The sequence below is a fragment of the Mycobacterium sp. G7A2 genome (genome assembly GCF_041902445.1).
Taxonomy (GTDB): domain Bacteria; phylum Actinomycetota; class Actinomycetes; order Mycobacteriales; family Mycobacteriaceae; genus Mycobacterium.
Genome location: NZ_CP169251.1, coordinates 3,635,589 through 3,653,269 on the forward strand (window position 1 = coordinate 3,635,589; position 17,681 = coordinate 3,653,269).

Here is a 17,681-nt window from a genome sequence, read left to right on the forward strand (position 1 = left end):
GCCACGCCCGAGGTGGCGCGCCGGGGGCTCGTCAGCCGGTGCGGACCAGCGCAGCCGCAGCCCTGGTGGCCGCCGCGACGCAGGCCGGCACCCCGATGCCGTCGAGGTAAGCGCCGGCCACCGCCAGCCTCGGCGGCAGCCCGGCGCGGATGCGGCCGACCACGTCGGCGTGGCCGGGCCCGTACTGCGGCATCGCGTCGATCCAGCGCACGACGCGCGACTCCACCGGTTGCACGTGGACGTCGAAAAGTTGCGCGAGGTCCTGCTCCGCCCAGGCCAGGAGTTCGTCGTCGCCGGCGCCACGGGCGATGTCGTCACCGAGTCGCCCGTAGGACAGGCGCACCATCTCGGTGCTGCCGCGCCTGCCCCATTTGCGAGACGACAACGTGACCGCCTTGGCGTGCAGCCGGGTGCGACCGGCCACGAGCACACCGGACTGCTCGGGCAACGGCGTGCCGCCGGGCAGTGCCAGCGCCACCACCGCGGCAGAGGCGACCGGGATGGTGGCGGCCGCAGCGGCACTCTCGGGCGCGAGGTCACCGATCAGCCCCGGCAATCGCGGGGCCGGCACCGCGAGCACCACGGCATCGGCCGGCCAGCGCTGCCCGTCGTCGTCGAGCACGTCCCACCCGCGCTGCGCCGGCATCACGGTGCGCACCCCGATCTGCGCCCAGCGCAGATCCGAGCGGCGCACCAGCTCGTCGAGCAGCACCGTGTAGCCGCCGTCGACGGCGCCGAACACCGACCCCGGGGCCGGTGGCGGCAACGCGGTGGTGACGGCCTCGGTGAGGTTGCGCGCACCGCGGTCCAAGGCGGTGGCCACCGTCGGCGCGGCCGCGCGGATGCCGATCGTGGCGGCCGAGCCCGCGTACACGCCGGCCAGCAAGGGGTCGACCGAGCGGATGACGACCTGCTCACCGAAACGATCGCCGACGAGTTCGGCCACCGTCGGGTCAGCACCGGTACGCCACGAGAACGGCCGGCGGGGTTCGTCGCGCATCCACTGGATGGTCGCGTCGTCCACCAGGCCCACCAGGGCGTCCGGCCGCGACGGGATGCCGTTGACGGTGTCCTTGGGCAGTGCGTGCAGGCGGTCTTCGCTGTAGATCAGCGGGCGCGCCCCGGTGGTGGCGATCTGTTTGTCGGCCATGCCCAACTCGGCCAGCAGCGCCGTCACCTCGGGCCGGCGGGCCACGAAGGCCTCGGCCCCCACGTCCAGCGGCTGCCCGGCGATGCGTTCCGTGCGCAGGACGCCACCGAGGCGGTCAGCGGGATCGAATACGGTGATCGACGCGTCCGGTCCGGCGGTCACCCGTAGCCGGTAGGCCGCGACGAGTCCTGAAATGCCCCCTCCGACAACGCAATAGCGCGGCCCGGTCGATGAGCTCACAGTTCGTGCACCAACGCGACCGCATCGGTGATCACCTCGGGGTCGGTGGCCGGCAGCACCCCGTGACCCAGGTTGAAGACGTGCCCGACCGCGCCCGCGTCGACCGCACGCCGACCGTCCTCGACCACCGCGCGCACTGCCCGCTCGACCACCGGCCAGCCCGACAGCAGCACCACCGGATCGAGGTTTCCCTGCAGCGCGCAACCGGGCCGGACCCGGCTCGCGGCGTCGGTCAGCGAGGTGCGCCAGTCCACGCCGACCACCGCAGGGGTGTCGTGTCCGACGACGGCCTCCGACATGGCCCCGAGCAGCTCGGCGGTACCCACCCCGAAATGCGTCATCGGCACACCGTGGCCGGCCAGCTCGGTGAACACCCGGGCGCTGTGCGGCAGGACGTAGGCGCGGTAGTCGGCCAGCGACAACGTGCCGGCCCAGGAGTCGAACACCTGGATGGCGTCCACCCCGGCTTCGAGCTGAGTCCGCAGGAACGCGACCGTGACATCGGTCAGGGCCGTCATCAGCGCATGCCAGGTGTCGGTGTCGCCGAACATCATCGCCTTGGTGCGCTCGTGGTTGCGGCTCGGCCCGCCCTCGACCAGGTAGGACGCCAGCGTGAACGGCGCCCCGGCGAAACCGATGAGCGCAACGTCGCCCAGCGCGGCCGTGAGCTGGCTGATCGCCGTCGCGACCGGTGCGACCTGCTCGCCGTCCAACTCCCCGACGCCGGCGACGTCGGCGCGGCTGCGCACGGGATGGCCGATCACCGGACCCACGTCGGGCACGATGTCGACGTCGATCCCCGCGGCCCGGAGCGGCACCACGATGTCGGAGAACAGGATGGCGGCGTCGACGCCGTGCCTGCGCACCGGCTGCAGTGTGATCTCGGTGATCAGGTCGGCGTCGAAGCAGGCCTGCATCATGGTGTTCTTGGCCCGCAATGCCCGGTACTCGGGCAGCGACCGGCCGGCCTGCCGCATCATCCACACCGGCACCCGGTGGGGCTTGCGACCGGCCACGGCGGCCAGGTAAGGGGATTCGGGCAGCTCGCGGCGCGTGTTCATCGCCTCCTATGCTGCCATGTCCGACGCTGTCCGATTCGGCGCGCCATGAGCACAGACCAGGTGATATGGACTAGCGTCAGACGGCGTGACCTCCGCCGAACCCGCTCAGTTCCGCGACGCGGTGGCGGCGATGAATGCCACCACCGTGCGTCCGGAGATCGAGCTGGGCCCCATTCGGCCACCCCAGCGCCTGGCACCGTTCAGCTACGCCCTGGGCGCCGAGATCAAGCATCCCGAGACCGCGATCATCCCCGAACGCTCCGAAGGAGACGCCTTCGGGCGGTTGATCCTGCTGCACGACCCCGAGGGCGCTGAAGCCTGGGACGGCACGATGCGACTGGTCGCCTACATCCAGGCCGACCTCGACTCCAGCGAGGCGGTCGACCCGTTGCTGCCCGAGGTCGCCTGGAGCTGGCTGGTCGACGCGCTGGAACAGCGGGCCGAGCACGTCACCGCGCTCGGCGGCACCGTCACCGCCACCACCTCGGTGCGCTACGGCGACATCTCCGGACCGCCACGTGCGCATCAGCTCGAGCTGCGCGCGTCGTGGACCGCCACCGACGCCGAACTCGGCCCGCACGTGCAGGCGTTCTGTGAAGTGCTCGAGCATGCCGCGGGGCTACCTCCCGCGGGCGTGACCGATCTCGGTTCGCGGTCGCGCGCCTGAACTCGATGTCCGAGCCCGATACCGCCGGTTCCGTCGTGGAACCCGACGCCGACCAGCCCGAGGCCACCCCGCTGCTGAGGCCGCGCGACGGCGTGCCCGCCGTGTCGGCGAGCCGCGGTGAGATCGCCAGGGCCGCCGATCTTCTCGCGCACGGCACGGGGCCGTTCGCGGTGGACGCCGAGCGCGCCTCGGGTTTCCGTTACTCCAATCGCGCCTACCTGGTGCAGATTCGCCGCGCCGGTGCGGGCACGGTGCTGATCGACCCGGTCAGCCACGGCGGTGACCCGGTCGAGGTGCTGGCCCCGGTCGCGGATGTGCTCGCCACCGACGAGTGGGTGTTGCACGCCGCCGACCAGGATCTGCCCTGCCTGGCCGAGATCGGGATGAGGCCGACCTCGCTGTACGACACCGAGCTGGCAGGCCGGCTGGCCAACTACGACCGGGTGAACCTCGCCGCGATGGTCCAACGGCTGCTCGGTCTGCAACTCACCAAAGGCCACGGGGCGGCGGACTGGTCCAAAAGACCACTGCCCGACGACTGGCTCAACTACGCCGCCCTCGACGTCGAGGTGCTCGTCGAACTGCGCGACGCCGTCGACGACGTCCTCGCCGAGCAGGGAAAGACCGAGTGGGCACGCCAGGAGTTCGAGTTCCTGCGCACCTTCGAGGGGGCGCCCACCCGGCGGGACCGATGGCGACGCACCTCGGGCATCCACAAGGTCCGCAACCCCCGCGCGCTGGCCGCGGTGCGCGAACTGTGGACCACCCGGGACCAGATCGCGCGGCGGCGGGACATCGCTCCCGGCCGGATCCTGCCCGACAGCGCGATCGTCAACGCAGCGACCGTCGATCCCGACAGCGTCGACAAGCTCACTGCCCTGCCCATTTTCGGCGGATCCCGGCAACGGCGCAGCGCACAGGTGTGGCTCGACGCGCTCGCCCGGGCCCGCGCGACCTCCGAACCACCCAGCTCGGCCGAACCCTCCAACGGTCCGCCACCGGCGTCGCGCTGGGCCCGCCGCAAGCCTGAGGCCGCGGCGCGACTGGAAGCAGTCCGCTCCGGGCTGACCCACCTGGCCGAGCAACTCAACGTGCCTGCCGAGAACCTGCTGGCGCCCGACACCGTGCGCCGGCTGTGCTGGGACTGGGAACTGACCGGCCAGGGCGCAGACAGCCCCGCTGCGACGGCCGCGGCCGTCGAGGCGTTCCTGCGCGACTGCGGGGCGCGGCACTGGCAGCGCGACCTCACCGTTCCGGTGCTGACGGCCGCGCTGCAGGTCTCCCCTACCGACCGCTGACCAGTTTGATGGCCGCCGACTCGATGGTCTCTTCGGACAACAGCACCTCCAGTGCCGCATCACCGAGGGGGATGAAGCTGTCGTGGCTGGCCACCCGCGCCAGCGCTCCGGGGAAGCCGTGCTCGATCAACGCGGTGAGCACCCCCTCGCCGACACCGCCGCTCTCGCGGGTCTCGTCGACGACGAGCACCCGACCAGTGGCCTGCGACTCGGCCAGCATGTCCGTCACCGGCAATGGGGCCAGCCAACGCAGGTCGACCACGCGGGCTGCGATGCCCCGCTCGGCCAGTCGGCGCGCCACGCGCAGGCTCATCCGCAACCCGTTGCCGAACGTCATGATGGTCAGGTCGCGGCCGTCACCGTAGGTCCGGGCACTGCCAATCGGCACCACGCCGCCTTGATCGGTGGCCAGCCAGCCGTCGTCGCCGTCGTCGTGCAGGTCGCGGGTGTGGTAGAGCGCAATCGGCTCGAGGAACAGGCACACCACCCCCGCCGTGCGTGCGGCGACCACACAGGACCGCATCATCGCCGCGGCGTCGTCGGGCCGCGCCGGAGAGGCCACCACGACACCGGGCAGGTCGCGGATCGCGGTGATCGAGTTGTCGTTGTGAAAATGCCCGCCGAAACCCTTCTGGTAACCGTATCCGGCGATCCGCACCACCATCGGGTTGCGGTACTGCCGGTTGGAGAAGAACTGCAGCGTGGCCCCCTCGCCGCGGATCTGGTCGGCGGCATTGTGCAGATAAGCCAGATACTGGATCTCCGGGATGGGCAGCAGCCCGCACACGCCGGCGCCCAGGGCCAGTCCGAGGATCGACTGCTCGTCGAGCAGAGTGTCGAAAACCCTTGCCGCTCCTGCTTTTCCGGCCAGCCCACGGGTCACGCCGTAGACACCGCCCTTGCGGGCGACGTCCTCACCGAACAGCAACGCCTCGGGGTGGTCGGTCAACGTCTCGTGAAGCGCCCGGTTGATGGCCTGCGCCACCGTGAGCGCCGGCCCTTCGTTCCCGCGGCCCCCCCGGGACGCGGCCTCGCGGGTGGCCCGCACCGCGTCGTCGCGGGCCTCCCGCAGCGGTGTCATCACCGCATGCGGGCTGTCCAACTGCGGTAGCTCGGCGACGTCGGTGGCCAGCGCGAGCACGTCGGTGCGCTTCGCTTCGTAGGCGTCGAGAACCTCTGCGACGGTGCAGATCCCGGTCTCGACGAGAATCCGGGCAGTGCCCAGTAGCGGGTCACGTCCGTAGTCGGCGGTGATCTCGTCACCGCTGCGGTAGCCGGGCTCGTAATCGGACCCGGCGTGTCCCATGAGCCGCACCGTCCGCAGGTGCAGGAAAGCCGGCCGGCGATGGGTACGCACGTAGTCGGCGGCCCGCTGCGAAACGGTCAGCACTTCGGCCACGTCGGCGCCGTCGGCGGTGAAGTACTCCAGATCCGCACGGTTGCCGTAGGTACGCGCTATCCAGCCCTGCGGGGTGCGCACGCTGATGCCGATCCCGTTGTCCTCGCACACCAGCAGCAGCGGCATCGGCACACCTTGGTAGGCGGTGTGCATGGCCGCGTTGATCGCACCGACCGCCGTCGAGTGGTTGGCCGACGCGTCGCCGAAGCTGCACACCGCCAACGCGTCCGACGGCCAGGCACACTCGACACCCAGCTTGCGTGCGCGGGCGATGGAGAAGGCGACCCCGACCGCCCGCGGCAGGTGTGAGGCGATGGTCGAGGTCTGCGGGATGACGCTCAGATCGTGGCGGCCGAAGACCTTGTGCCGCCCACCGGAGATCGGCTCGTCGGTCGCGGCGACCAGCCCGAGCAGCACATCGCGCAGCGGGTCACTTCCTTTGACCTGCCGTGCACGGGCGAGGTAGAAACCCCCGGAACGGTAGTGCAGCAGCGCAGGATCGCTCGGGCGCAACGCGGTGGCCACCGCCGCATTGCTCTCGTGCCCGGAGGAACCGATGGTGTAGAAGCCCTGGTTCCTCGATCGCAACCAGCGCGCAGCCAGGTCGAGATGACGACTGCCCAACTGTGCGTCGAACACCTCCAGACAGGTCTTCGGCGAGACACCGCGCAGCATGACGTCGGCATCGGCATGCGATGCGGTCAGCCCGGAGACGGCTCGGGTGAAGTACTCGTCGATCGGTTCGGCCACTGCGGCTCCTGGAGGTCAGCGGAACGCGGCGATACCGGTGAGCGCCTGCCCGATCATCAGGGTATGCATCTCACTGGTGCCTTCATAGGTCAACACCGATTCCAGGTTGTTGGCGTGGCGCATCACCGGATATTCCCCGGTGATGCCGCTCGCCCCGAGGATGGTGCGCGCCGTGCGGGCGATCGCGATGGCCTCCCGCACGTTGTTCAGCTTGCCCAGGCTCACCTCTTCGGGCCGCAGGCCGTCGGCGTCCTTGGTGCGGCCGAGGTGCAGCGCGAGCAGGAGGGCCTTGCCGTACTCGAGCGTCATGTCGGCGAGTTTCTGCTGGGTGAGCTGGAATCCGCCGATCGGCCGGTCGAACTGCATCCGTGACTGGGCGTAGCTCAGCGCGGTCTCCAGGCAGTCCCGCGCGGCGCCCACGGCGCCGAACACGATTCCGAACCGGGCTTCGTTGAGGCAGCTCAGCGGAGCCCGCAGGCTCGTGGCGCCGGGGAGGCGGGCGCTGTCGGGGACTCGGACTCCGTCGAGAACGAGCTCGCTGGTGACCGAAGCGCGAAGGGACATCTTCGACTTGATGGTGTGCGCGGTGAAGCCCGGAGTGTCGGTCGGCACGGCGAAGCCCCGCACCCCGTCGTCGGTGCGGGCCCACACAATCGCCACGTCGGCGACCGACCCGTTGGTGATCCACATCTTGGTGCCGTCGAGAATCCAGTCGTCACCGGAACGTGAGGCGCGGGTGCGCATTCCGGCCGGGTTGGAGCCGAAGTCGGGCTCGGTGAGCCCGAAACAGCCGATCATGCGGCCTCGCGCCATCTCGGGCAGCCACTGCTGCTTCTGTTCTTCACTGCCGAAGGCGTGCAACGCGAACATCGCCAGCGAGCCCTGCACGCTGACCAGCGACCGGATGCCCGAGTCACCGGCCTCCAACTCCAGGCACGCCAGACCGTAGGCCGTCGCGGTGGTGCCGGCACATCCGTAACCCTGCAGATGCATGCCGAGCAGGCCGAGTTCGCCGAGTTCGGCGGCGAGCTCACGGACCGGAAGCTCGCCGTTCTCGTACCACGCCGCGATGTCCGGCGCGATGCGTCCTTTCACCAACGCGCGCACCGTATCCCGGATCTGGCGTTCCTCGTCGTCGAGCATGCCGTCGACACGCAGCAGGACGTCCGGGGCGGTGGGGCCGCCGTTCTGGGTGGGCTGGCGGGACATGATGTCTCCTAACGGTCGAGGGGGATCAGCAGCAGCCGGACGCGTGCGCGCCGACAGGACGCGGTGGTGGTGAGGCCGGGCGCACGTCAGCGCCCCGCCAGCTCACCGATCGGCTTGGCGGCGGGGTCTGCTCGCTGCGGGTGGCGACCAGCGGTACCCCGTCGACGAGGACGCTCGCGATTCCGGGCAGGTCCCCCAGCGCAAAGGAGTCCAGCGCGTCGGTGGCCGCCGACCCGGTGATCGGGCCGAGCACCAACAGATCCGCGGGTCGCCCTTCGGCGATCACCCCGGTGTCCAGGCCATGCGCCCGTGCCGTCTGTCCGGTCGCCACCGCGACCGCCGCCACCGGGTCGACGCCGCACACCGAGGCCAGATAGCAGATGTTGCGCAGCATTCCGCGCGGGATGACACCGGTGCCGCCGGGGGTGTCGGTGCCGAGGGTGAGGCGGTCCAGTCTGTCTGCCCGGCGAAGCTCGTCCACCACGACCGTCGTGGCACGGTAGTTGTTGGAACTGCACACCTCGACGTGGGTGTCGGGCAGGCCGGCGATGATCGCGATGATGTCCGAATCCGGCGGCGGGATCGGGCCGCCGGAGATGTGGCCGACCACATCCGGCTCGACCGCGAGTACCACCTCTGCTCCGGCGACCCGGCTCGAACCCGACCGGGAGACCCCACCGGAGTGCAGTTTGACGGTCATCCCCCGCTCGTGCGCCCACCGCACGTACCGCTGGGCTTCGCCGTCGCCCAACCGGTTCCAGTCGTAGAAGATGAACTTCAGCTGGTCGATGCCCTCGCGGTGAGCCCGGTCGAAGTGTTCTTCGGTCATGCCAGGTACCAACAGCACGGTGCCGGCGTTGACTTTGACCCCGGACGGCCGCATGCGCCCGGTGGTGTGCTTGGAGGTGATCGCGATGCTCAGCACCAACTCCGGGGTGAGCGCGTCGAACGCCAGACCCGGAATGTGCAGTTCGCCGGCCGAGACCATCGAGGTGGTGCCGCCATGGAGGTAGTTGTGAATCCAGCCGACGGAGTTCTGCGCCGGAGTCCATTCACCGAAGGTCGGGTGGATGTGACCGTCGACCAGACCGGGCATGACTGTCAGTCCACCTGCAGAGAGCACGCGGTCGGGCGCACCGACGGTGGTCCCCACGCCGACGATGAGGCCGTCCTCGACGACGAGGGTCGTGTCACGGAGCGGGGCGATGTTCGCGTCGCCGTGCACCAGCAGCCCGATGTCCTCCACCAGCAGCGTGGTCACCTAGGACCTCCTTCATTGGATTTTGTATACACTATCCGACGAATCGCGCTGCGGGAAATCGGGTTCGGCGTCCGCCCGGCGCAGCCGACCCAGAGCCGGAGCGCCGAACACGACCACCAGCACGATGACCGCGCCGACGAGGTTCATCGCCAGCCGGACGCCGCCCTCGTACCAGGGGAACAACGCCGGGTATTCGCTGATCACCAGCAGCACCGGTGGGCCGGTGACCGCCCACCACGTGTAGTTGACCGGGCGTAGCGCCATGGCGAGGGTGAACAACACCACGGTCAGGACCGCCACGACGGGCAGCGACGGGTGCGTGCCCAGCATCAGCGCGGCGATCAGCGCACCGACCGTGTTGCCCGACAACCGCTGCGCCAGACGCAGTCCGGTGTCCCGCGCAACGGGTTGCACGGTCAGTACGACGCTGGTCACCAGCCAATGGCCGCCGACCAGGTCATCGGGCAACAACCCGGCCACCCCTACCGCGACGGCCACCGCGATGCCGACCCGGATCGCGTGGGGCCGGCGTTCCCGCCACGGCGCGCCGGTCCGACCTGATGAGGGCGCGGGCAAGTCACGCCGGCGACACACGACCGTGCATCCGTACCACGCGCTCCAGGCGGCCGGCACCACCAGCACACCGACGAGATACGGCACCAGCGAGGCGGCCCCGGGGTCGTCAGGGACGTCGATCGCGATCAGCACCACCGCCAACGCCGCGGTCGGACCCACCTCGACCAACAACGCACCGGCCACGGCCGCCACCACCGTCACCGCTGCCAGCGCCGGCGGATGGCCCGAGGTGAGCACCGCCAGGGTCGCTCCGACCAGGATCGCCAGGCCCCGCACCCCCATGGTGACGAGCGCGGGACGCCACGCCACGGGAAGCGACGGTACCGCCGTCAGCACGAAACCCAGCCCCAGCGCCGACCCCAGCGCAGGTCGACCCGCCGCCGCCGTCACCCCGAGGATCGCCCCGAGGCCCACAGCAAGCCAGACGGCCATCCCCCAACGGCTGGGTCCGACGGGACGCAGCACCTCGGAAACCCGTCGGAACCGGGGGGACGGCGCAGGGATGGCTGCCCGGTCAGGATTCCGCACTGTCCGCGCCGCCCGCCGGCGTGGCGGCATCGAGCACGGCCGCCACGATGCCCTGGTAACCCGTGCAGCGGCAGATGTTGCCGGACAGCGCCTCCCGTACCGAGTCGGCGGTGAGCGGTTTCTCGGCATCGGGATCGCGCAACAGTTCCACTGCCGCCACCAGGAACCCGGGAGTGCAGAAACCGCACTGCAGTCCGCCACGTTCGGCGAACGCCTGCCGCAGTCGGTCAGCCTCCTCGAACTGGTCGAGACCCTCGACGGTGTCGATCCGAAGACCATCGGTCTGTGCGGCCAGCATCAGGCAGGCGCGCGCCGACCGGCCCTCCACGAACACGGTGCATGCACCGCACACCCCGTGCTCACAGCCCAGATGCGTTCCCGTCAAGCCGAGTTCGTCGCGCAGGAAGTCGGCGAGGGTGAGCCGACCTGCCACGGTTCGCACGATCTGTTTGCCATTGACCGTCACCGCGATGGTCAGCGTCGCCGGTGAATCAGGCCGCATATCCACCCCCTCTCGGAGCGTTCACCCGCCGGTGCGCATCGGCAAGCGCATCGGCAAGCGCCGCGCGGCACAGGCGGCGCGCGTAGTCGGTGTCCTCGACCGCCGGTTCGCAGGCGTCCGCCCATCGGTCGGCCAAGGTGCGCCACAGCTGCGCCGACGGCACCTTCCCGACCGCATCGTCGGCAACGAAGAGCAGCGGCCGGTCTGCCATGCTCAACACACCGGCGCGCACAGCTGCGATCCGGCCATCCGGGTCCACCGTCAGCAGGCAGCCTGCGCCGGCGAGGCCGTAGTCGCCGTGCTGGTGAGCGAATTCGACGAAGCCCCAACCCTGCCCGGCCTTGATGGCGGGCACGGAGATCCAGGTGACCATCTCGTCGGCGGCAAGGGCGTTGGTGTACAACGACACGAACATCTCCTCGGCGGCGACCGTGCGCCGTCCCGACACGGACTCGACGTGAAACGTGGCGCCGAGAACGACGGTCGCAAGCGGTATCTCGGCGGCCGGATCGGCATGTGCCACCGACCCGCCGATGGTGCCCCTGTTGCGAATGGCGATATGACCGATGTAGCGCGCCGCATCGGCGAGCAGGGGGGCCCGTGCGGCGATCAACGGGTCGGTCTCCACGGTCCGGTGGGTGACCAAAGCGCCGAGCACCAGATCATCGGTGTCATCGAACACGCGGTTCAATTCGGCGAGTCTGCCGATGTCGATGACCGACGTGGGCCGCGCCAGGCGCAGGTTCATCAGTGTCATCAAGGACTGGCCGCCGGCCATCAGCTTCGCATCGGCGTCCTGCGCGAGCAGCTCGAGGGCCTCGGCGACCGAGTCCGGCCGCTGGTAGCACACCGCGGCGGGCTTCACGACGCCACCCTGTCCAGCGCCCGGCACAGATCGGCGGTCCCGATCGGCGTCGTCGTCACGTGGTGGCCACCGCCCAGCGCGTCGTCGACGGCGGCGGCGACCGCGGCGTACACGGCGATGGTGCCGCTCTCCCCCGCACCGCGCACGCCCAGCGGATTGGCAGGCGTGGCGACGTGGTGATGGTTCACGAGCACCGGGGGCACGTCCGTGGTGAGGGGCAAATGGTAGGCCGCGAACGTCGTCGAGGTCGGTTCGCCCGTGGGCGAGTATCTCCACGCCTCGAACAGCGCGCCACCGATCCCCTGGGCGACTCCACCGACGATCTGGCCCTCCACGATCCTGGGATTGATCTCCCGGCCACCCTCGTGGGACACCGCGTAGCGCAACACCTTCACGATCCCGGTGCGCCTGTGCACGCCGAGAATGACCGCGTGCACACCCATCGTCCACGTCACCGTCGGGACCCGGTAGACGGAGGTGACGTCCAGCGCCGCACCACCCTCACCGGCACCTCCGACCCGGCCCGCCGCGGCCAGTTCGTCCCAGCCGACCGCGGTTCCGGCCGCCGTGAACCGGCCCCCGGCGTAGCCGACCGATTCGGCATCGAGGAGCTGCGCAGCGCGTTGTGAAGCAAGCACGATCAGTTCGCCGCACGCCTGGTGCACCGCGGAGCCGGCCAGCACCGCCGACCGGCTGGCGAACGTTCCGACTCCCTCGGGCAGTTGCTCGGTGTCGCAGGGCCGGTAACGCACCCGCTGCAGCGGGACATCCAACGCATCAGCGGCCACCTGGGCGAAGACCGTCTCGTGCCCCTGACCCGCCGATGCGGCGCCCGCCGTCACCTCGAACTGCCCGCTGGGCAGCACCCGCACGCGCGCTGTTTCGTGCGGGCCCCGACCCGTCGCCTCCAGATAGCACGACAACCCGTACCCGACATGGTGATCGGGGTTCTCGATCGCGCAGACGTCCACCTCCGAGCGCGGCAGCGCGCGCACCGCCGAATCCAGACAGGCCAGGTAGTCACCACCGTCGAAGCAGATCGGCACCCCGTCGCGGTACGGGAGGGGCCGGGCGTACGGCAGATCAGCCGCGCCCAGCAGGTTTCTTCTGCGGATCTCCTCACCGGAGATGCCCACGACCGCCGCCGCCGCATCCAGGCTCCGCTCCAGAGCGAACGTCGCTTCCGGCCGGCCCGCGCCGCGGTACTGCGCGACGAGTGTCTTGTTGGTCAGCGCGGCATATCCGCGGACGTGCATGGCCGGTATCCGATAGGGCCCCATCAGGTGCACGGCGGTGTTGGCGACGATGCCTGCCACCCAGAGACTTCCGGCACCGATGTCGACGACGAAATCGACGTCCCACGCGAGGATCGCGCCCTCGGCGTCGACGGCCAGCCGCGCCCGGTGCAGCTGGTCCCTGGCCTGGGCGCTGGCGAGCAGGTGTTCCTGGCGGTCCTCGACCCAGACCACGCGCTGCCCGGTGTGTCTGGCCAGCACGGCGAGCACGATCTCCTCGCCGTACACATTGGCCTTGGTGCCGAAACCACCACCCACATCCGGCACACTGACCACGATGTCCTGACGGTCCCAGCCTGTCACCGCGCAGATCGCGTTGCGCACCATGTGCGGCACCTGGGTCGAGGTGTGTACCTCCACCCGTCCGCGTCCGGCGTCGTAATCGGCGAGCACGCCGCGACATTCGAGAGGGACGGCACCGTGGCGCTCCATGCGGTAGGTGCCCTCCACGACATGGGCGGCTGTGTCGAAAGCCTCATCGGGAGCGCCGAACTCGTACTCCAGACGAGCGGCCTGGTTGGTCGGCAGATGGCCGAACAGTGCGGGGCTGTCCGGATCGAGCGCGGTGACGGCGTCGGTCAGCACCGGCAGCGCCTGATAGGACACGACGACGCTTTCGGCTGCGTCCTCGGCGACGTAGCGGTCGGCGGCGACGACCACGGCGATCGGCTGGCCGACGTAGTGCACACGGTCGGCGGCGAGGATGGGAAGGCGCTGCTCAGCCAACTCCAGAGACGTGGCGGCACTGAAATCGGGGTCGGGCGTGGTCAGCGCGGGGATCCACGCTCCGTCGAGGCCGAGATCGGCGGCTCCGAACACTCCGTGCACGCCCGGCATCCGCTCGGCCACCGTGGTGTCGATTCCGGTGATCTTCGCGTGCGCTTGGCTCGATCGGACGAACACCACGTGCGCGGCGCCGGCGGCGAGGTCGGCCAGGAAGCGTCCGCGCCCGCCGAGCATGCGGTCGTCCTCCCGGCGCCGCACCGAGCTGCCGACCCATGGGCGATCTGCGCCCGACTCCGATGCGACGGGGGTCAATGGATCCTTTTCTCCCACTGCCACAGAGCGATCGAGATGCCGAACGAGATGGTGATCAGCAGCATGATCGTGGCAACCATCGACGGGTAGTCACCGTGACTGTAGGCCTGGAGCACGACGCGTCCCAGGCCCCGCCTGGTGGCGAAGAACTCCGAGAGGACGACGCCGACGACGGCGAGACTCACGGCCAGCCGGATACCGGTGAGCAGCGGACGGCGAATCGCGGGGAAGATGATGTGCACCAGCATCTGCCAGGGATTGGCGCGCACCGAGCGCGCGAGTTTCCAATACACCTTGGGGATCTCCTGCACACCGGTCGAGACATTGATCAGCACCGGGAACAGCGCGAACAGCACCCCCATGACGACCTTGGAGCCCGACAGGCTGAAGATCGGCAGCAACACCGGATACAGCACGATCTTGGGGATCCCGTTGAGCATGATGATCATCGGCTCGAAGATCAGACGCAGTCGGCCCGACAGGCCGAGAAGAAGCCCGATGCCCCCGCCGACGGCGGTGCCGACCACGAATGCCAGAGCCACCGCCTGCGCGGTGACCCGGAGGTCGAACAGATAGGCGGGGTCGGAGAGGTTCTCGACAAGCACGCCGAGCGTGCGGACCGGCGACGGGATGACGAAGGTCAACCCCGACACGACCTCCCAGACGACCAGGACGACGACGGCGAGCAGGCTCGCACCGACGAACTGGCTGCCGATGACCGCACGCCAGGAGAAGCGCCGTGTGACGGGTCGGTCGGCCTCGACGGGTGCAGGGGCCGGTGCGGTGGCGGTCACGAGTTCCTTCCCCGCAGCAGCACGCGCTCGACGGCGGCCAACGCGACGGTCAGCAGACACGACAGCACCAGGACCACGACGATGTAGGCGAACATCCCGATGTTGTCGAAGATTTCGTAGAGGTAGCGGATGCGGTAGCCCAGGCCCGCCTGCGCGGTGGTGAATTCCATCGCGATGGTCCCGATCAGGGCGTAGACGACGGCGAGCCGAAGACCCGCGACGATGAACGGGCCGGCAGCCGGGATCGCGATCGCGAACAACGTCTGTCGGGGCGAGGTGCGCAACGAGCGGGCCAGCTTGAGGTAGACCGGCGGCATCTGGTTCAAACCCACGGCCGTGTTCAGGGCCATCGGGATCGCCGCCATGATCGTGGCCAGGATGATCACCGACATGGCGTTGATGCCGACCAGCACGATCATCACCGGATAGAACAACACCAGCGGCACGGCGTAGAACGACACCAGGTAGGGCTCGAACACCCGGCCCAGCAACGGCACCTTCCAGAACAACAGTCCGGCAGCGAATCCGAGCAGGCATCCGAACACGATCGAGGCGGCCACCTCGATCCCGGTGCGCTGTGCGTCGATCCAGAACTGTCGTTCGGTCATCAACACCCCGAGCTCGGTGAAGATCACCGACGGCGCGGGCAGCACGTGATCGTTCCACCACCCCGCCCGCGAACCGATCTCGGCGAACGCCGTCAGCGCGACGATCAGGGCCAGAGTGGCACCCACGCTGAAACCCGCCGTCCCCCATCCTCGGCGGCGGCGGGGCGGCTCGGGTGGCGCCTGGTGCGCGGACGCGGACTCCCCGGGCAGATCGTCTTCCGCCGTGAAGGGTGGGTGCGATGACGAAGGGTGGGGTGCCGACGAGGCGCGAGATGCGGTGGAGGGTGTGGACGAGCGGGTCACGTCGAGGACGCCTCCTGCTGCTGGAAGCCCCGCATCGACTCGGCCTGCAGCGAACCCCAGATCCTGTTGTGCAGTTCGTTGAAGCGCGGTGTGGACACCACGCCGGCATCGCGCTCGCCGGGCAGGTCGATGTCGACGACGTCGATGATGGTGCCGGGCCGGTAGGACATCACCCACACCTGTTGTGACAGCAGGATCGCCTCGGAGATGTCGTGCGTGACGAACATGATGGTCTGCTTGGTCCTGGCCCAGATCTGCCGCACCTCAGCGCCCAGGAAAAGCCGGGTCTGCTGGTCCAGTGCCGCGAACGGCTCGTCCATCAGCACCACCTCCGGCTGCACCGCCAGTGTGCGCGCCAATGCCACCCGCTGACGCATGCCGCCGGAGAGCTGGGACGGGTAGGACTTCTCGAAACCGGCCAGTCCGACGAGCTCGATGGCGTCCTTGGTCCGCTTGCGCCGGTCCGGCTTGGGCGTGCCGATCATCTCCATCGCGAACGCGACGTTCTCCTCGACGGTGCGCCAGGGCAGCGTCGAATCCTCCTGGAACACCACCCCGATCTTGGGGTCGGGGCCGGTGACCGGCCGGCCTGCCACGCTGACCGTTCCGGTGGTGGCCTTCTGCAGCCCGGCGACCACCGCCAGCAACGTCGACTTGCCGCAGCCGCTCGGTCCGACGATCGAGACGAAGCTCGAGTGCGGCACAGTCTGGTCGATGTCGGTGACCGCAGTGACCCGTCGCGCGGCGGTGTCGAATACCACTGACAGCCCGGTCATCTCGATGCCTTGCGGGTCCAAGACGCTACCTCTCGTCGGCGGGTTGTGCGCAGGGGGAGCCGGTCAGAATGTGGCCCGGGCGTCCTCGGGCAGGTACTGCTGGTCGAGCACCGCCGCCCAGTCGACCGGCTCGTCGATCTGCCCCGCGGCGACCATCAGCTCCGAGAGGTTGTTCAAACCCTCGGGATCGACGGTGAGCGAGTATCCCTTGGCCAGGTCCGGGCTGTCGTTCAGAGCGGACCGCATGACCTCGGGCGAGACACCCACCAGCGGTCCGATCTCCGCCGCGGCTTCGTCGGGGTTGGCCACCACCCATTCGTTGAGGCGGTCGGCGACGCGGAAGAACGCCTTGACGTTGTCCGGGTTGGCCTCGGCATATTCGGTGTTCACCGCGACCAGGTCGGCGGGCAGATCGCCCAGCACGTCACGGGAGTTCACCAGGATCTCGGCGTTCTCGGTGGCCTGCTTCTCCGCGATGAACGGCTGCATCGCCCAGCCGGCGGTGATCTGATCGGCCTTCGCTGCGGTCCAGTTGTCCCCCATACCGCCCACTGCCTGCGCCCGAACACCCTGTCCGAGTTCGCGTTCGAGGCCCTTGACGAGCAGTTCGGTCGAGGAGCCCGCGGAGCTGAAGCCCAACGTCGCACCGTCGATGGTGCGGCCGGGCGGGCTGATCCACGAGAAGTCGTTGACCTGGAACCAGGGCGCGATGACCGTGAGGTTCGAATCAGGTTGCTGCGCAGCGAGAATCACCGAGGTGTTGCCGGCGATCGCCATGTCCGCGTCCCCGCTGGTGACGACGCGCAACGTGTTACCGCCTCCGCCCCCGGAGTACAGATCCACTGTCAGGCCCTCTTCGTCGAACCATCCCTTGTCGATACCCGCCTGCAGGATCGCCATGAACGGCAGGCTGTCCACTCCGGTGGCCGAGATGCTCAGCGTGTCGGTGGTGGCAGCGGAGCTCCCGTCGGACGGGCCCGCCGACTCGTCGGCACACGCGGCGGTGCCGATCAGGAGGGCGGACGCGGCGACCATGGCGCCGATGACCTTGGGGAACCTTGACATCAGAGAAGCCTCCGGGGTTCGATGAATATTGGATACACTATACGAAGCGAGTGTGATGCACGTCAACCACTAACTGTTACGTCGACGTGAAATAATCCGGGCCGCTTCCAGGCCCACAGCCAGGCCCGTCATCGCGGCCGCGAGATGCCATCCGCGCTCGCCACTGCCGCGGACGAGTTGCGAATTGTTCTGGGAAACAGTGCTTTCAGAGCTTCCAGGCGCAACAGCCACGACTGCTTCGTGGCCGGTGCGGCCGTCGGCCGGTGTGAGCGCCCGCTTCAGCGGCGGGGGCGCGC

The 17,681-nt window shown here is 69.4% G+C and carries 15 protein-coding genes; 2 read left to right on the top strand and 13 right to left on the bottom strand.

Features of this window, described 5'->3' with window-relative positions; genetic code table 11:
- Window positions 1–31 precede the first annotated feature (31 nt).
- Both ACEWX3_RS17260 and hemE read right to left on the bottom strand, forming a co-directional pair.
- The gene (locus ACEWX3_RS17260) at window positions 32–1,390 is read right to left on the bottom strand and encodes a protoporphyrinogen oxidase (protein WP_374157180.1); all 1,359 of its coding nucleotides are present in this window, start codon (window positions 1,388–1,390) and stop codon (window positions 32–34) included.
- Complete coding sequence (gene hemE / locus ACEWX3_RS17265; RefSeq protein ID WP_374157181.1) at window positions 1,387–2,451, bottom strand: uroporphyrinogen decarboxylase; 1,065 nt, start codon at window positions 2,449–2,451, stop codon at window positions 1,387–1,389. The genes ACEWX3_RS17260 and hemE overlap by 4 nt, the downstream gene beginning before the upstream one ends.
- 85 nt (window positions 2,452–2,536) lie before the next feature.
- Here hemE and ACEWX3_RS17270 point away from each other — a divergent pair, with 85 nt between their 5' ends.
- Together ACEWX3_RS17270 and ACEWX3_RS17275 are read left to right on the top strand one after the other, a co-directional pair.
- Complete coding sequence (locus tag ACEWX3_RS17270; protein WP_152516859.1) at window positions 2,537–3,118, top strand: DUF3000 domain-containing protein; 582 nt, start codon at window positions 2,537–2,539, stop codon at window positions 3,116–3,118.
- Window positions 3,119–3,123: 5 nt separating this feature from the next.
- The gene (locus ACEWX3_RS17275; RefSeq protein WP_221357180.1) at window positions 3,124–4,416 is read left to right on the top strand and encodes a ribonuclease D; all 1,293 of its coding nucleotides are present in this window, start codon (window positions 3,124–3,126) and stop codon (window positions 4,414–4,416) included.
- Here ACEWX3_RS17275 and ACEWX3_RS17280 read toward each other — a convergent pair.
- From ACEWX3_RS17280 to ACEWX3_RS17330, 11 genes are all read right to left on the bottom strand, one after another.
- Window positions 4,403–6,565, bottom strand: a complete 2,163-nt coding sequence (locus tag ACEWX3_RS17280) for a thiamine pyrophosphate-dependent enzyme (RefSeq protein WP_374157182.1) — start codon at window positions 6,563–6,565, stop codon at window positions 4,403–4,405. The genes ACEWX3_RS17275 and ACEWX3_RS17280 overlap by 14 nt on opposite strands.
- 15 nt (window positions 6,566–6,580) lie before the next feature.
- Entirely contained in the window at window positions 6,581–7,774 is a 1,194-nt protein-coding gene (locus tag ACEWX3_RS17285; protein ID WP_207067215.1) for an acyl-CoA dehydrogenase family protein, read from the bottom strand.
- Window positions 7,775–7,799: 25 nt separating this feature from the next.
- Window positions 7,800–9,035: an amidohydrolase family protein gene (locus ACEWX3_RS17290; RefSeq protein WP_374157183.1), complete on the bottom strand. Its 1,236-nt coding sequence runs from the start codon at window positions 9,033–9,035 to the stop codon at window positions 7,800–7,802.
- Between the two features lie 12 nt (window positions 9,036–9,047).
- Window positions 9,048–10,076, bottom strand: a complete 1,029-nt coding sequence (locus ACEWX3_RS17295; protein ID WP_374157184.1) for an FUSC family protein — start codon at window positions 10,074–10,076, stop codon at window positions 9,048–9,050.
- Between the two features lie 49 nt (window positions 10,077–10,125).
- Window positions 10,126–10,641, bottom strand: coding sequence for a (2Fe-2S)-binding protein (locus ACEWX3_RS17300; protein WP_374157185.1), 516 nt, complete (start codon window positions 10,639–10,641; stop codon window positions 10,126–10,128).
- Window positions 10,631–11,506 carry a xanthine dehydrogenase family protein subunit M gene (locus tag ACEWX3_RS17305; protein ID WP_207067211.1) on the bottom strand — a complete coding sequence of 292 codons (876 nt, stop codon included), beginning with the start codon at window positions 11,504–11,506 and terminating at the stop codon, window positions 10,631–10,633. The genes ACEWX3_RS17300 and ACEWX3_RS17305 overlap by 11 nt, the downstream gene beginning before the upstream one ends.
- Window positions 11,503–13,839, bottom strand: a complete 2,337-nt coding sequence (locus ACEWX3_RS17310; protein ID WP_374157186.1) for a xanthine dehydrogenase family protein molybdopterin-binding subunit — start codon at window positions 13,837–13,839, stop codon at window positions 11,503–11,505. Before ACEWX3_RS17310 ends, ACEWX3_RS17305 begins: the two co-directional genes overlap by 4 nt.
- Entirely contained in the window at window positions 13,836–14,633 is a 798-nt protein-coding gene (locus tag ACEWX3_RS17315) for an ABC transporter permease subunit (protein ID WP_221357188.1), read from the bottom strand. The genes ACEWX3_RS17310 and ACEWX3_RS17315 overlap by 4 nt, the downstream gene beginning before the upstream one ends.
- The gene (locus tag ACEWX3_RS17320; RefSeq protein WP_374157187.1) at window positions 14,630–15,367 is read right to left on the bottom strand and encodes an ABC transporter permease; all 738 of its coding nucleotides are present in this window, start codon (window positions 15,365–15,367) and stop codon (window positions 14,630–14,632) included. Before ACEWX3_RS17320 ends, ACEWX3_RS17315 begins: the two co-directional genes overlap by 4 nt.
- Before the next feature lie 173 nt (window positions 15,368–15,540).
- On the bottom strand, window positions 15,541–16,341 hold the full coding sequence (locus ACEWX3_RS17325) for an ABC transporter ATP-binding protein (protein WP_374157188.1): 801 nt from the start codon (window positions 16,339–16,341) through the stop codon (window positions 15,541–15,543).
- A gap of 42 nt (window positions 16,342–16,383) precedes the next feature.
- Entirely contained in the window at window positions 16,384–17,385 is a 1,002-nt protein-coding gene (locus ACEWX3_RS17330) for an ABC transporter substrate-binding protein (protein ID WP_221357190.1), read from the bottom strand.
- Window positions 17,386–17,681 lie beyond the last annotated feature (296 nt).